Origin of the sequence: Pseudomonas sp. Sample_20 (assembly GCF_004307585.1) — a bacterium.
GTDB classification, from domain to species: domain Bacteria; phylum Pseudomonadota; class Gammaproteobacteria; order Pseudomonadales; family Pseudomonadaceae; genus Aquipseudomonas; species Aquipseudomonas atacamensis.
Genome location: NZ_RCOA01000067.1, coordinates 1 through 13,867, shown reverse-complemented (window position 1 = coordinate 13,867; position 13,867 = coordinate 1). Strand labels below are relative to the sequence as shown.

15 protein-coding genes and 1 tRNA gene are annotated in these 13,867 nt (G+C 58.4%); 7 read left to right on the top strand and 9 right to left on the bottom strand.

All coding sequences use genetic code 11. The features are described from left to right. Window positions 1–90 precede the first annotated feature (90 nt). Window positions 91–1,041: a GlxA family transcriptional regulator gene (locus D8U70_RS14770; protein ID WP_122707072.1), complete on the bottom strand. Its 951-nt coding sequence runs from the start codon at window positions 1,039–1,041 to the stop codon at window positions 91–93. A 220-nt stretch (window positions 1,042–1,261) separates the two neighbouring features. On the opposite strand from D8U70_RS14770, the gene D8U70_RS14765 reads away from it, so the two are divergent. Further along, a complete protein-coding gene (locus D8U70_RS14765; RefSeq protein ID WP_130929171.1) occupies window positions 1,262–1,984 on the top strand; it encodes a pirin family protein in 723 nt (240 codons plus the stop codon). A 41-nt stretch (window positions 1,985–2,025) separates the two neighbouring features. Here D8U70_RS14765 and D8U70_RS14760 read toward each other — a convergent pair whose 3' ends face one another. Then, a complete protein-coding gene (locus D8U70_RS14760) occupies window positions 2,026–2,463 on the bottom strand; it encodes a hypothetical protein (protein WP_122707128.1) in 438 nt (145 codons plus the stop codon). A gap of 249 nt (window positions 2,464–2,712) precedes the next feature. Beyond that, entirely contained in the window at window positions 2,713–3,588 is an 876-nt protein-coding gene (locus D8U70_RS14755; protein ID WP_130929170.1) for a LysR family transcriptional regulator, read from the bottom strand. 111 nt (window positions 3,589–3,699) lie between these two features. Between D8U70_RS14755 and D8U70_RS14750 the strand changes: the two genes are divergently transcribed. The 3 genes from D8U70_RS14750 to D8U70_RS14740 all read left to right on the top strand — a co-directional run bounded on the left by D8U70_RS14750 (window position 3,700) and on the right by D8U70_RS14740 (window position 7,017). Beyond that, the gene (locus tag D8U70_RS14750) at window positions 3,700–4,899 is read left to right on the top strand and encodes a YbfB/YjiJ family MFS transporter (protein WP_130929169.1); all 1,200 of its coding nucleotides are present in this window, start codon (window positions 3,700–3,702) and stop codon (window positions 4,897–4,899) included. Window positions 4,900–4,960: 61 nt separating this feature from the next. Next, window positions 4,961–5,959: an NAD(P)H-quinone oxidoreductase gene (locus tag D8U70_RS14745; RefSeq protein ID WP_073474259.1), complete on the top strand. Its 999-nt coding sequence runs from the start codon at window positions 4,961–4,963 to the stop codon at window positions 5,957–5,959. Between the two features lie 113 nt (window positions 5,960–6,072). Further along, complete coding sequence (locus D8U70_RS14740) at window positions 6,073–7,017, top strand: alpha/beta hydrolase (RefSeq protein ID WP_130929168.1); 945 nt, start codon at window positions 6,073–6,075, stop codon at window positions 7,015–7,017. 30 nt (window positions 7,018–7,047) lie between these two features. On the opposite strand, the gene D8U70_RS14735 is transcribed toward D8U70_RS14740, so the two are convergent. Continuing rightward, window positions 7,048–7,377 (bottom strand): hypothetical protein, encoded by a 330-nt coding sequence (locus D8U70_RS14735; protein WP_024012417.1) that lies wholly within the window; start codon window positions 7,375–7,377, stop codon window positions 7,048–7,050. Between the two features lie 185 nt (window positions 7,378–7,562). Here D8U70_RS14735 and D8U70_RS14730 point away from each other — a divergent pair, with 185 nt between their 5' ends. Further along, the gene (locus tag D8U70_RS14730; protein WP_024012416.1) at window positions 7,563–7,838 is read left to right on the top strand and encodes a hypothetical protein; all 276 of its coding nucleotides are present in this window, start codon (window positions 7,563–7,565) and stop codon (window positions 7,836–7,838) included. A 127-nt stretch (window positions 7,839–7,965) separates the two neighbouring features. Further along, a complete protein-coding gene (locus tag D8U70_RS14725; protein WP_016774063.1) occupies window positions 7,966–8,181 on the top strand; it encodes a hypothetical protein in 216 nt (71 codons plus the stop codon). A gap of 80 nt (window positions 8,182–8,261) precedes the next feature. Here D8U70_RS14725 and D8U70_RS14720 read toward each other — a convergent pair whose 3' ends face one another. From D8U70_RS14720 to D8U70_RS14710, 3 genes are all read right to left on the bottom strand, one after another. Next, entirely contained in the window at window positions 8,262–8,549 is a 288-nt protein-coding gene (locus D8U70_RS14720; RefSeq protein ID WP_038861489.1) for a hypothetical protein, read from the bottom strand. Between the two features lie 173 nt (window positions 8,550–8,722). Then, window positions 8,723–9,751 carry an RNA 3'-terminal phosphate cyclase gene (gene rtcA / locus D8U70_RS14715; RefSeq protein WP_130929167.1) on the bottom strand — a complete coding sequence of 343 codons (1,029 nt, stop codon included), beginning with the start codon at window positions 9,749–9,751 and terminating at the stop codon, window positions 8,723–8,725. Between the two features lie 161 nt (window positions 9,752–9,912). Further along, entirely contained in the window at window positions 9,913–11,139 is a 1,227-nt protein-coding gene (locus D8U70_RS14710; protein ID WP_130929166.1) for an RtcB family protein, read from the bottom strand. A 196-nt stretch (window positions 11,140–11,335) separates the two neighbouring features. Between D8U70_RS14710 and rtcR the strand changes: the two genes are divergently transcribed. After that, entirely contained in the window at window positions 11,336–12,940 is a 1,605-nt protein-coding gene (rtcR, locus tag D8U70_RS14705) for an RNA repair transcriptional activator RtcR (RefSeq protein WP_122747220.1), read from the top strand. 422 nt (window positions 12,941–13,362) lie between these two features. Here the strand turns inward: rtcR and D8U70_RS14700 are convergent, their stop codons facing one another. Further along, window positions 13,363–13,578: a hypothetical protein gene (locus D8U70_RS14700; RefSeq protein ID WP_130929165.1), complete on the bottom strand. Its 216-nt coding sequence runs from the start codon at window positions 13,576–13,578 to the stop codon at window positions 13,363–13,365. A gap of 209 nt (window positions 13,579–13,787) precedes the next feature. Further along, window positions 13,788–13,864: transfer RNA gene (locus D8U70_RS14695), tRNA-Pro, on the bottom strand. Window positions 13,865–13,867: the final 3 nt, after the last annotated feature.

The window sequence follows — 13,867 nt, the reverse complement described above, 5'->3', positions numbered from 1 at the left end:
GCCAAACATCTTGGCACTGTTGCGTGACGATACAACCGCCGGAGCCGACGCAGCACGGACATCCGGCTGCGTCTGACGGACACAACCGCTCTAGCTGAACTGTTCGCGGTATTGTAACGGCGTAAGACCGAGCTTCTCGGCGAACAGCGAGCGCATGTGCCGGACACTGCCGAAACCACTTTTGTAGGCGATGGTTTTCAGTGGCAGATCGCTGGTTTCCAACAGGTTTCGCGCGCAGTCAATGCGGGCATTCTGCAGAAACTCCATCGGCGTCATGTTGATGTCACGAGCAAACAGGCGAGCAAAGTGCCGTGCGCTCATATTGGCCAATCCGGCCATGCGCTCCACTGTGAAGGGCTCATCCAAGTGTTCAAGTACGTAATTCTGCGCGCGGGTGATGGGCGTTTCTTGCGGTGAGACTGCCGCCATCAACGGGCTGAACTGCGCTTGCCCGCCCTGACGCTTCATGACCACCAACAACACCTTGGCGACGTCCTGGGCGATTTTCTTGCCGTGATCCCTGGCCACCACCGCCAGCGCCAGATCGATGCCAGCGGTTACGCCCCCCGAAGTGATGAGATTGCGATCCTCAACGTAGATCTGGTCGGTGGTCACCGTGGTTTTCGGGAAAGCCTTGATCAGGCGCTCGGTGTAGTTCCAGTGCGTGGTGACGCGATAACCATCAAGCAGGCAGGCATGGCCGAGGATGAATGCGCCGGTACAAATCGAACCGTAACGCTCCGCGCGCGGCACGGCTTGCTTCAGCCAGCCAAACAGCTCGGGAAATCTCTGGTTATAGGCGCCGGGGCCGCCGGGCACCAATAACAGGTCATAGCGCTCGGCCGCCTCGTCGATGTGCAGATCAGCCTGAACCTGTACACCATTGGAAGCCTTGAGCAAGCCGCGCTCCGTCCCTAGTGTCGTCAGTTGATAGTGCAAATCAGGTTTCAGATAACGGTTGGCGACTGAAAACACTTCCAGCGGCCCGGCCATGTCGAGCATCAGAAAGTCGGGGAACAGCACCATTGCCACGGTTTTCATGGGAGGCATCACACATATTCAAGGGTCAATACGCACGCTACGGCCGGGGCATTATGGCCGACTGTGTCGTCATGAGCGTGTTCGAATGCGTGAACCATAACGCAAAACTGTCAACCTGATCCGGACAGTCTTTCAATTTCCATCTACTTATTGCCTCCCAAGGTAACCAGTAACCTTCTCCTCACTCGGACGAATTCACGTCCAACCAGGAGATTTCATCATGCTGACTCTTCGCAAAGCCTCCGATCGCGGCCTCGCCAATCACGGCTGGTTGAAGTCGTTTCACACCTTTTCTTTCGCCAGCTACCGCAATCCGCGTGAACAGGGTTTCTCCGATCTGCTGGTGATCAACGATGACCGGGTCGCGGCAGGCAAAGGTTTTGGCCAGCACCCGCACCGCGACATGGAGATCTTTTCCTATGTGCTCGAAGGCGCGCTGGAACACAAGGACACCCTCGGCACTGGCTCGGTGATCCGTCCCGGGGACGTGCAATTGATGAGTGCCGGCAGCGGCGTGGCGCACAGTGAGTTCAACCACTCGGCCACCAAGCCCGTGCACTTTCTGCAAATCTGGATCGTGCCGGATGTCAGTGGCGCCAAGCCGCGCTATCAACAGGAACACTTCAGCGCGCAGAAAAAACGTGGTCGCCTGCAACTGATCATCTCGCCGGACGGTAGCAACGGTTCTCTGAAAGTCCGTCAGGATGCGCGGGTCTATGCCGGATTATTCGACGGCAACGAGAGTGCCACGCTGAAATTGCCGGCCAATCGTTACGCCTACGTCCACGTTGCGCGTGGCAACGTCGAACTCAATGGCCAAGCCTTGCAGGAAGGCGACGGCGTGCGGGTTCGTGAAGAACAGCTGCTCACTTTGAGCAACGGTATCGATGCCGAAGTGCTGGTGTTCGACTTGCGCCCTCAGGAGTTGCCGGAAATGCCATGATCTGGCGCGACGCAGAACGGCCTTCCACTGAAGGCCGTTTTTTATTGCGGCGGCACTGTTGAGGGCTGTACGACAGGTTTGGGTGACGATACCTCTTTGCCAATCTGAATCGCTGCCAGCGTGGTCTGTATGGTGGTCAACACCGCCGCCTGATTGGCGAAATGTGCGCCAACCAGCAAGGAAGCCACGCCGAGGAAATGCACAGTGGTGGCCGCCCAGTAATTGGCCTTTACCGTCGATGCCTGCCTGATCGCTTCCCGCGATTCGTCGGCAATTTTCTGCACGCCCATCCACATCAGGTCATAACGCTTGTCCCGTTCCTGTAGTGCCTTGTCCCGTTCAAGATAGACCTTGTCCCGCTCTGCCTGAGCAGCCAGGAACCCGCGAATGTCGGCGCGCATTTCTGCCACGCGGCCGTCCATCCTCGTCTCGATGGTCTCTATCCTGGCATCGAATTCTTCGCGACTTGTGCTGCTCATGGTTTGCCTGTCCCGCCCTGCATTCGATCTGTCCGTGACCGCATATTGATTCACTTCCCTGATTTTCAATTCGGCACCTTTCTATGGCTACGCGGCCTTCCCTGGCTCTTCGTTTCGATGCGTAACTGAGGTTCGCATCGAGCTGCAGTCACAATAGAACTCATCACTGCCTACAACAAGCCGGCCCATTCTGCCTCGGACGTAGGCTGTTTCGTCAGCAGTTGTAGCCTCGGCAAAACCCTGAACCACTTATTCGTTTTCCAGCGCAAAAGCCTCAACGATCTGCTCGATGACCGCCCGTACCCGCGCGGTGTGACGCAGGTCGGCGTGGGTGACCAGCCAGACTTCATACGGCTGCGGCCGGGTCCGCTCCGGCCAGAGTCTGACGAGACCATCGCGTTCGCCCATGTAAACAGGTATCTCGCCTACCCCGAGGCCAGCGGCAATCGAGCGGCGCACCAGAAGGCTGGAGCTGAGCGTGGTGACGATGCGTCCGCGGGTCAACGGTTCAGAGACCAGCGTAAGGTCTTTTTTGCTCTGTAAGTACGGCTGATAGACCACCAGATCATGGCCCTCGAAAGCGCTGCCGGGCTGCGGTTCTCCATGGCGATCGACATAGGCCTGTGCTGCGAAAAGTCCTACAGGCCAACGGGCGATTCGTCGAGCGATCAGATCAGGGTTATCCGGCCGGGTATTGCGCACCGCGATATCGGCCTCGCGCTTGGCCAGACTGAGGATTTGCGTCGACGCATCCAGCTGGATCTGCACATCTGGATGTTGATCATGAAGGCGTGCCATCGCCGGAATGATGAAGTCAATGGCCATCGAGTCGGTGGTGCTGACCCGTACGTTACCGGTCAGACGGTCATCCAGCCCGTGGATGTGTCGCTCCAGTTCCAGCGCCGAATGCTCCATTTTTTCCACACTTTTACGCGCCGTTTCACCAACGGCGGTCAGCGCATAACCGTCGGAGGTACGCAGGAACAGCGTCGCGCTCAATGCCTTCTCCAGCGCAGTAATGCGCCGTCCGACCGTGGCCTGATCGACGCCCAGAACACGCGCAGCCCCGCGCAATGTCGACTCGCGACAGACCGCCAGAAACACTCGCGCATCATCCCAATTCATACGGATCCTCTTTGAAGCATTTTTGCATCATTGTGCCGCTTAATCGCTGCGTATGCGCAGCAACGATAGCCGATAAGCTGAGCGCCATACACCTCTTGTGAGATCGCTATCATGCGTACTGCAAATTCCTCCGGCATCTGGCTGCCGATCTTCGCCGGGCTTTGCGCCAGTCTGGTCAGCATTGGTCTGGCGCGTTTCGCTTACACGCCATTGATCCCTTCGCTGATTCAGGCGCAGTGGTTTTCGGCCAATGATGTCGTCTACCTCGGCGCGGCCAATCTGGTCGGCTACTTGATCGGCGCCCTGCTCGGTCGGCCCATGGCTCACCGAACAGGCAACCGCAACGCCTTGCGCCTGATGATGCTGGTAGTCACGGCGGCATTTTTTGCCTGTGCTTATCCGCTGTCGGTGAGCTGGTTCTTCGGCTGGCGTTTGCTCTCCGGGATTGCTGGTGGCGCGATCATGGTGCTGGTGGCGGCAACCGTGCTGCCTCACGTTCCGGCTTCTCGCAGAGGCTTGGCCAGTGGCGCAATCTTCCTTGGCATCGGCCTGGGGATTGCCGGCTCCGGCACCATCGTGCCGCCACTGCTGACTCTTGGCTTGCAGGCAACATGGCTGGGACTGGGCGCGCTGGCGTTGTTGCTGACCGCGGTGAGCTGGTTCGGCTGGCCTGCGGATACCACGCATGCCGTGGCTGCGCACGCAACGTCGACTGATGAGCCAACACCGTCGGGCGTCTACCTGTTATTCGCTCAATACGCGTTCATGGCCGCCGGGCTGGTGCCTGCCATGGTGTTTCTGGTGGATTACGTAGCGCGTGGATTGGGTGCCGGGGCGCATATCGGCGCGATGGTCTGGGTCATGTATGGCTTGGGGGCGATTGTCGGGCCGGTGACGTACGGTTTTCTGGCCGACCAGCTTGGCGCCCGTACTGGTATTCGACTGGTGTTGGTAGTGCAAGCCATCGCCCTCGGTTTGCTTGCCGTCTCCCATTCATTTCTGGCGCTGGCTTTACTGGCGGTGATTCTCGGCTCTTTCCCGCCGGGCATCGTGCCGCTGGCCTTGGCCCGGGTGCATGAACTGGTGCCGTCGCATCACCGTCAGCAGATCGCCTGGAGCCGTGCCACTGTGTCATTCGCAACCTTTCAGGCGCTGGCCGGGTTTGCCTATTCGGCATTGTTCAATGCCTCGGGCGGCCAGCACACGCTGCTGTTTGTGATCGCCGCTGGCGCGATCGTCGTCGCTCTACTGCTGGAGCAAGCCATGCGCTGGCTGCCCTCTACAACTGAACCCCGTTGCGCGGCGAACTGAAGGGAATCATTGCGCGCTGCCAGCGTTCCCATCTACACGACCTTTTTCACAGGAATCGACAATGTCACTGCCCAACGAAATGACCCGTATTGAAATCACCGAACCCGGCGGCCCTGAAGTATTGCAAGCCAGGCGCGTGCCTCTGCCTACCGTTGCCGAAGGCCAAGTGCTTATCCGCGTTCACGCTGCCGGCATCAATCGTCCGGATGCCTTGCAGCGCGCCGGCAAATATCCGATGAAACCCGGGATGGACCCGATTCCCGGACTTGAGGTGGCTGGCGAAGTGGTCGCGGTTGGCGCTGGAGTAACGCGTTTCGCGGTCGGCGATCGGGTCTGCGCGCTGACCAATGGCGGCGGATACGCCGAGTATTGCGCGGTGCCAGCCGGCCAGACTTTGCCTGTGCCGGATGGAGTCGATTGGGTCCAGGCCGCCGCGATTCCGGAAACGTTTTTCACCGTCTGGGCCAACCTGTTCGGCCTCGGCGGTGCCAAGGCCGGCCAGCGCGTGCTGATTCACGGCGGCACCAGCGGCATCGGTACCACCGCGCTGATGCTCTGTCGTGAATTCGGTATTGAGGCGTTCGCCACCGCCGGCAGTCCTGAAAAATGCGCCGCAATCAGTAAACTTGGCGGGCAGCCGATCAACTATCGGGAAGAAGATTTTGCCAAAGTCATTGCCGAGAAGACCGCAGATCAAGGCGTGAACGTGATTCTCGACATCATGGGTGGCTCGTATCTGAACGGCAACATCAGCGCACTGGCGATGGACGGCCGACTGGTGATGCTCGGTTTCCTCGGCGGCGCCCGCGCCAACGACATCGATCTGCTGGCGATCCTCGGCAAACGCGCGGTGGTCACCGGTTCGCTGCTGCGCGCGCGTACCGCTGCGGAGAAAGCCGCGATCGCCGATCAACTGCAAGAACACGTTTGGCCTGCCCTCAGCGCCGGGCGCTGCCTGCCGATCATCGACAAGGTTTACCCGCTGGCTGACGCGGCTCAGGCCCATGCCCGCATGGAGGGCGGCGATCATATCGGCAAGATCGTCCTGCAAGTGGCGTGAGTGATTGCAGCATCTTGTAATCGTTGCACATGCACGGTGGTCGAAAATAATCACGCGCAGACCGAGGCATCTGTTAAAAAGCGTTCTTTGTCTGCGCCGTGGTGAAACGATTAATGTTCCTGTCCTTCCTGACTCGTCTGCGACGCCGCCGCTTGGCATTCGCCATGATGGCCGCGCTGATCATTGGCGTGCCGACGAGTTGTGCGGTGCTGGAACACACCGAGCGCAAACTGCTGTTCCGTATCGAGCCGGGCACCGCCGGCTGGTATCGCGGACTGCCCGGCAGCGTTCAGGAACTCGATCTGCAACCGAAGAGTTTCAAGGCCGGGCAGAACATCCATGCCTGGTGGTGGCCGGCGGAACGTGCCAATGCCCCGGCAATCCTTTACTTGCATGGCGTGCGCTGGAACCTCACCGGGCAACTGTTTCGCATCGAACAACTGCGAGCGGCGGGTTATTCAGTGCTGGCCATCGATTATCGAGGGTTCGGACAAAGCAAGGGTGATTTACCATCCGAAAGCAGCGTTTATGAAGATGCCCGCGTGGCGTGGGAGCGCTTCCAGTTGCTGCAACCGGACCCGAACAAGCGCCTGATCTACGGCCACTCTCTCGGTGGCGCGGTGGCGATTGATCTGGCGGCCGAACTGGGACAGAACGCGGCCCGCAACCACACACCTCTGCCGGTTCGCGGTCTGGTCATCGAATCAACCTTCACTTCCTTGGCCGATGTGGCCGCCGCCGTGGCCAACACCTCGCTCCCGGTGCGCTGGTTGCTGTCGCAGAAATTCGATTCCATCGACAAGATCGCCGATATTCATATGCCGCTTTTGGTGGTGCATGGCCTGGCTGATGCCTTCGTGCCGCCGCGCTTCAGCGAGCAGCTGTTCAATGCCGCCGAGCAGCCCAAGCGCCTGTTGCTGGTGCCCGGAGCAACGCACAACAACAGCATGGCGCTTGGCGGTCAGGGGTATCGCAAGGCACTGGATGCGTTGATGCAGAGCAAGCCGTTGCCGCGGGTGGCCGGGCCGGCAGTCGCCAAGGGTTCTGGCGATTCCTAAGCTGTGTTACCAGTGCTGGATAAAGAGGCATCAGCGCCGAGCCAACTCATGGCGTACGCATTGCTCATAATAGGTCTGCTTGACCGCTGCCGGTTTGAGCTTGGAACTGCTGTTGTAGGTCTGCTCGGTAATCCCCATCGCTGTCATGCGCATCCAAGGCTGCTGGAACCGGCGAACCTGCAATTGCTTGCGCGCGCCATACAGTGAAACTCCTGACAATTTTGATCGCTGCGCCCCGGCAGCGATATCCGAGCCCCAAGTGCAGGCAAAGCGATGGCCCTTGCTTAACTCTTTTGCCTGCACTCCCGAGGCGATCAAAGCCAGGGAAAGCATCGCAACGGTGATGACAATCGTCCGCATAAGCCAACCTAACCTTTTGAAAAAAGGCGATTTTGCCGGGGCGAAATGTCTCTGGGGGCCAGCAATTTGCCTGCTCTCAGGATTTTTCTCATCAGGGTGAAATTCGCCGTTCGTCCAATACCGCGCACCTTCGCCAGACAGGCCTATCCAACGCTGTACATCCCACCGCGCAGAAGGCCCACGTGATGAACAAGAAAATTTTCGCCCTGTCGTTTTTCAGCCTGTGCCTGATCGGCCCGATTCACGCTTCGGCAGCCGAATCCACCGCGGGCGCCGCCACCCCTGCCACGGCCCTGCCCGGCGTCAATCATGCAGAAAGCTCTCGCGACCATGACGAGAAGGCGAACAAGAAAGGCGAAGAGTCCTCAGGCGCCAACGCGGGATCAGAGCCGCATGAGACAGAGAAGGATGCGGCGACGTCGAGCGATTCCGAAGACTTGGATAAAAAACCCGCTCAGTAAGAGTGGTTTCGCTTTTAGTAACGAAAATCCGACACCGAAACTAGCGCAACACCGGGTGATATCAATATGATGCGCGCACTGGCCGCCATAGAGGGCGGCCAGAGGAAAATACATCCAAGGAATGCAAATGAAAGATTTCGTCATCGGCGTCAACAACATCGTTCTCTACATCGCATTGGCGGTCATCCTGATCGTTTCCCTCTTCATGATGAGCCAGAGCTTTCTCTCGGGTCTAGGTATGTTCGTAGGCGGCACCCTGGGCTGGTGCATCGTCTCCGGCTTCTGGTTCGTGCAATCGGCGACCTATGAAGAACTGCGCAAGTTGAACTCGAAAACCAACTGATCTGCGCCGAGTATTCGCTAAAGAGAAAAGGCCAATGTCATCGACATTGGCCTTTTTTTAGCGGCGAAGAGACTGGTTCGTCATTGTTTGGTGCACTGAGCGCCAAGTCCCATGCCCATGGAACCCAGAGCTACCATCGGACCGCTCGGTAGTTCGCAGGTATATTCGCCATTCTCGGTTTGAGCGGTGTAGAACGTTGTATTGAAGTCGCTGCGGATGTTGGAAACCTTGATCACGGGTTTGCCGATGGTGGTCTGTGCTCGATTCTTGAGATCACTCTCCCCCGGCTTTACGGTCTGGCATCCAGTGACCGCGAGGACCATTGTTGCGAATAAAGCGAGAACCGGAATAGTCCTTGATGAGTTCATTGCAGATCGACCTTTTTGATTTTGTACCGGAAAAATTTGACAGTCAGCTGCCAAGCGACAGGACTTTAAGGTCGAGCCGGAACAGGGGCAATTAGGTCGGATGTGCTAATGGCTGAAGGCTAGTGGCGCTCTCAGTGAAGTTTTGCGACTGCCTTCGGGATCGCAGGTCGCTACTAATGAGTTTGTGAAACTGCTATCCGCAAGCGATCACCGCCCCCCTCCTGGCAATCGATACGGACGGGCAAAAACAGCTGGATGACTTCAATGTTGCTGCGCAAATGATCAGTCATGCGCGGCGTGGTGAACGATCCACCACCGGCCAGCGCCATCGGCAACAGCAACTGATCGGCCAGATGCTCAGCCACCGCAGCACCACTACGCAGCCAGTCAGCAGCCTGATTGATCGCGGCATCCGCTACTTTCTCAGCGCGTAACGACACTTGGCCAAATGCGCTGAACACTTCAGTGACGTGTTCGAAAACGTACTCCAGCAATAATACATTGCCCGGGCCGCGCGCCGGATCAAGCGTCACCGCTTGCAGCGCCTCCGCAAGCCAGTTCAACCGCTTGGCCACTTGGCTCAGTTCTCGCTGAGCGACGGTAGGCGCAAGTCCGGCAGTCAGCGCCAGAGCCTGCCGTGAAATCGCCTCGCCGCGCTCACACACATCCAGTCGCGTCAGGCGCGACGGCTGCACCGTCACGGCAATCTCGCCACCGCCAGCCGGTACGAAACCATGACGCAGCAACTCCAGCTCGACATCGCCGCCCATGCGCCGCAGCAGCGGTAGCCAACTGCGCGAGAGGAAATCCGTCGGCGGTGCCAGCGGATTGTGGGTGCCACCGGAGATCGTCACTCGGCTGGCCTGCGGCGCCTGCAACAAGGCTGGCAACAGCGTCTGTAGCACCAGCGTGCAACTGCCCGCCGTGCCAATAGCGAACTGAAAGTTGCCTCCGCGAATTTCGCCCGGTTCGAAGCTCAGGGCTTGCGACCCCAGATGCGCACCAGATATCTCTGCACCACAAACCTCGGCCGCCGCCATCACGGCTGTCAGATGCTGACGCAGCAATCCCGGACGGCTGCGTCTGGCGCGGATCTGTTTAATACGAAACGCCCGGCCTGTCACCATCGACAGGCTCAGCGCACTGCGCAACACCTGGCCACCACCAATGGCACCGTCCAGTTCAATTACATCTTGTTTCATTGCAATTCCTTACGCGTACAGCCCGACGGTGTTCCTGAGGTACCGTTTAGCCGTCGTGGGTCTTCCTGAGTTTTGACCAAAGTTCGTCATTCGCGCTTCAGCTCAGCCGTGATGAACCGGCGTATTGAACGATGACGTGCTCTCGCCAGCGCCGCAGTTCCTTATCCTTTGACGCACACCACTTGACGCAGGGTGTGCAGCACTTCCACCAGCTCACGCTGGGCGTGCATGACTTTGTCGATGTCCTTGTAGGCCATCGGAATTTCGTCAATCACCGCTTCGTCCTTGCGGCATTCCACGTGGGCCGTGGCGCGAATCTGATCGGCGACGGTGAAGGTATTCTTGGCCTTCGTGCGGCTCATCGTGCGCCCGGCGCCATGGCTGCAGGAACTGAATGATTCTTCATTGCCCAGACCGCGAACGATGAAGCTCTTGGCGCCCATCGAGCCCGGAATAATCCCCAGCTCGCCCTTCTTCGCTGACACGGCGCCTTTGCGGGTAATCAGCACGTCTTCACCGTAATGCCGTTCCTTCTGCACGTAGTTGTGATGGCAATTGACCGCTTCGAGCGCGACCTCGAAAGGCTTATGGATGATCTGCCGCGTGGCCTGAATCACTGCGCGCATCATCAGTTCACGGTTCTGTCTGGCGAAGTCCTGCGCCCAGCCAACCGCCTCGACGTAATCATCAAAATGCTGACTGCCCTCTTCGAAATAGGCCAGGTCACGGTCCGGCAGGTTGGCAATGTGCTGACGCATATCGGCTTGGGCCATCTGGATGAACAGGTTGCCGATAGCGTTGCCGACGCCACGCGAACCGCTGTGCAACATGAACCAGACACGGTTGGCTTCATCCAGGCACACTTCGACGAAGTGGTTGCCACTGCCGAGCGTCCCCAAATGTGCCCGGTTGTTGGTATTGGCCAGTTTCGGATACTTGTCGGTGATCAATTTGAAGCGCGGCTGCAACCCCGCCCAGGCCTGATCGGCTTGCTGCGGAACCTCGTCCCAGGCGCCTTTGTCTCGCCGCGAACGATTCGAACTGCGGCCGTGCGGCACCGCTTGTTCGATTGCAGTACGCAATCCATGCAGGTTGTCTGGCAGATCTGCAGCCGTCAGCGACGTACGCGCAGCGATCATGCCGCAACCGATGTCGACGCCCACCGCTGCGGGAATGATCGCGCCGACCGTTGGAATCACGCTGCCAATTGTCGAGCCCTTGCCCAAGTGCACATCGGGCATGACCGCCAGATGCTTGAAGATGAACGGCATTTTTGCCGTGTTCATCAACTGTGCGCGGGCTTCGTTTTCAACCGGGACACCTTCGGTCCAGAGTTTGATGGGCTTGCCGTTGGCGACTTCGAGAAGCTGGTAGGTTTGGTCTTTCATATCTTGGTGTCCATGTTCGTTTCCATCAGCATTGCAGCCGCTGTGCCAGCTTTGGATGCGGCTATGGTTGTTTCTGCTATGTTTTTGATTTTATTAGCTTTTATTCTCTGATGCGACGAGTATCGGTAATCTATGGAAGACAAATCAGACCAGCAAAATTATCATTGCATATCGTCATTTATCTTATGAGATAAGCATGCCCAACAAACGCACGGTCGCCATCGGATTTATCGGAGCCACCCTGGATCGTGTCGGCAAAGGCGCCAGCCGGTGGAATTATTGGCGACCAAGCGTAGGTCTGTGCCAACAAACAGACCTCCCTATCCATCGGCTTGAATTGATTCACGGCCTCGACGCGCGCGACGTCAGCCTCGCCGAGCGCGTCCGAGCGGACATCCAGCAGATTTCTCCAAGCACCGAAGTACGCCTGCATCCAATGTCGCTGCGCAACCCTTGGGATTTCGAAGAGGTGTACGGCGCCCTGCACGACTTCACCACTGCTTACAACTTTGACACCGAGCACGAGGATTACCTCGTCCACATCACCACCGGCACCCACGTCGCACAGATCTGCTGGTTTCTGCTCGCCGAGGCGCGCTACCTGCCGGCCCGACTGATCCAGACCTCCCCAGCCAAGCGCAAGAGCGAGAACGAGCCCGCCTGTGGCACTCACGCGCTGATCGATCTCGATCTGTCGCGCTATGATCGGATTGCTTCACGCTTCGCCAGCAAACGTCTGGAAGGCCTGGAATTTCTCAAGTCCGGCATCGCCACGCGCAACCCGGCCTTCAACCGCTCCATTGAACAGATCGAGCGCGTTGCGCTGCGCTCCAAAGCCCCCATGCTGCTGATCGGCCCGACCGGCGCCGGCAAATCCTTCCTGGCGCGGCGCATCTACGAACTCAAACGCAATCGCCATCAGATGCAGGGACGCTTTGTCGAAGTCAACTGCGCCACTTTGCGTGGCGACGGCGCGATGTCGGCCTTGTTCGGCCACGTCAAAGGCGCCTTCACCGGCGCGCAGAACTCTCGCGATGGCCTGCTGCGCGCCGCCGATGGTGGCATGTTGTTTCTCGATGAAATCGGTGAGCTCGGCGCAGACGAACAAGCGATGCTGTTGAAAGCAATCGAAGAGAAACGCTTCTTCCCGCTGGGCTCGGACAAGGAAGTCGAGAGTGATTTTTTGATCATCGCTGGCACCCACCGCGACCTGCGCAGCCGGGTCGCCGAAGGCGCGTTTCGCGAGGACCTGTATGCGCGGATCAACCTCTGGACATTCGACCTGCCCGGCCTCGCCGGCCGCCGCGAGGACATCGAACCGAACATCGACTTCGAACTGGAACGCCATGCTCGAGAACAGGGTGAACGGGTGCGCTTCAATCTCGAAGCACGCCGACGCTACCTGGCCTTCGCCAGCTCACCTGCAGCAGCCTGGCTGGGCAACTTTCGCGAGCTGTCCGCATCGATTACGCGGATGGCGACTTTGGCCGACAGCGGGCGCATCGATGAAGCGCAGGTCGATGATGAGATCGAACGATTGCGATATGCGTGGGGCTTGGCGCATCCCTCTGCGCTATCGACTGAGTTGCCAGGAGATGGCGAGAGCATGGACTTGTTCGATCGCTTGCAATTGAAGGCTGTCATTGAGGTGTGCCAGCAGGCGGACAGCCTGTCGGATGCCGGCCGACAGTTATTCGGGGTTTCCCGGCAGGCCAAGGCGCAACCCAATGATGCCGATCGCTTGAGGAAGTATCTGGGGCGGTTCGGGCTTGAATGGGGTGAGGTAGTTGGCGCGAAGTAACGCTGCGTTCCTGCTTATGCGGCGCTAATGACCACTGTAGAAAAAATGAATTAGCCGCCTGATCTCTCGGTCAAGAATTATGAACGCAGTAAATCTGACGAGGTGACAGCAATGACTATCCAGGCAGAGACACTCGTACAATTGACTGAAGCGCTTCAAGAGCGCGGCATGAAGCTGGTTTCAGATGTTCATTTCACTCGCGCGCCGTACCGATACAACCATCGCTGGATCTGCATCGTAGAGTGAACATGCTTGTTGCCGGCGCCTGGATTGATCATTCAGGCGACGGCGCCGCTCGGCTTCGCCCTTAAAACCCAGATAACCGTCCCCACATACATCTCGGCTACGTTGGGAGCGGATTCGGTGGCAATAAAAAACCCGGCGCGATGGCCGGGTCTCGTACACGAAATAATTCGACGCGTCTATTTTGCGCCGCCGTTATTTCGGACCGTCTGGGCATCTTGATCTGAACCAGGATTGCCGGGTGGCGGATTCCAGTCCTCTGGTCGTTCGTCGGTACCCTGCTTTGGCTCAGAGTCAGCTTGCTCCAGGCCGGAATGATGGCCCTCGCCAGTGTCAGGGTTTTGCTCACTTGGTCCCGGATATGGCGCTTCAGGGCCATTGTTGTCGTCGATCATCATTCTCTCCCATCAGTGGCGCAGGGGCTGCGCTTAATAAGTGAGAGGAGATCAGCGCACAGAGAGTGCTATTTGCTCGACGAGCGGACATTCTGACTAACCCAAACACTTGGTGATGCGAGTCGCAGGCGTGATCGAGTAGCCCCGAAAATCTCGCACACATGAAAAAGGCCAATGCTGTGAACATTGGCCTAAGTCATTGAAAAATATGGTCGGGACGGAGTGATTCGAACACTCGACCCCTAGCACCCCATGCTAGTGCGCTACCGGACTGCGCTACGCCCCGACT

Coding starts and splice junctions, on each gene's coding strand:
- D8U70_RS14750 (WP_130929169.1), top strand. CDS start 3,700: ATGCGTACTGCAAATTCCTCCGGCATCTGGCTGCCGATCTTCGCCGGG.
- D8U70_RS14720 (WP_038861489.1), bottom strand. CDS start 8,549: ATGAACTCATCAAGGACTATTCCGGTTCTCGCTTTATTCGCAACAATG.
- D8U70_RS14700 (WP_130929165.1), bottom strand. CDS start 13,578: ATGATCGACGACAACAATGGCCCTGAAGCGCCATATCCGGGACCAAGT.
- D8U70_RS14765 (WP_130929171.1), top strand. CDS start 1,262: ATGCTGACTCTTCGCAAAGCCTCCGATCGCGGCCTCGCCAATCACGGC.
- D8U70_RS14710 (WP_130929166.1), bottom strand. CDS start 11,139: ATGAAAGACCAAACCTACCAGCTTCTCGAAGTCGCCAACGGCAAGCCC.
- D8U70_RS14735 (WP_024012417.1), bottom strand. CDS start 7,377: ATGCGGACGATTGTCATCACCGTTGCGATGCTTTCCCTGGCTTTGATC.
- D8U70_RS14730 (WP_024012416.1), top strand. CDS start 7,563: ATGAACAAGAAAATTTTCGCCCTGTCGTTTTTCAGCCTGTGCCTGATC.
- D8U70_RS14740 (WP_130929168.1), top strand. CDS start 6,073: ATGTTCCTGTCCTTCCTGACTCGTCTGCGACGCCGCCGCTTGGCATTC.
- D8U70_RS14745 (WP_073474259.1), top strand. CDS start 4,961: ATGTCACTGCCCAACGAAATGACCCGTATTGAAATCACCGAACCCGGC.
- D8U70_RS14755 (WP_130929170.1), bottom strand. CDS start 3,588: ATGAATTGGGATGATGCGCGAGTGTTTCTGGCGGTCTGTCGCGAGTCG.
- D8U70_RS14760 (WP_122707128.1), bottom strand. CDS start 2,463: ATGAGCAGCACAAGTCGCGAAGAATTCGATGCCAGGATAGAGACCATC.
- rtcA (WP_130929167.1), bottom strand. CDS start 9,751: ATGAAACAAGATGTAATTGAACTGGACGGTGCCATTGGTGGTGGCCAG.
- D8U70_RS14770 (WP_122707072.1), bottom strand. CDS start 1,041: ATGAAAACCGTGGCAATGGTGCTGTTCCCCGACTTTCTGATGCTCGAC.
- rtcR (WP_122747220.1), top strand. CDS start 11,336: ATGCCCAACAAACGCACGGTCGCCATCGGATTTATCGGAGCCACCCTG.
- D8U70_RS14725 (WP_016774063.1), top strand. CDS start 7,966: ATGAAAGATTTCGTCATCGGCGTCAACAACATCGTTCTCTACATCGCA.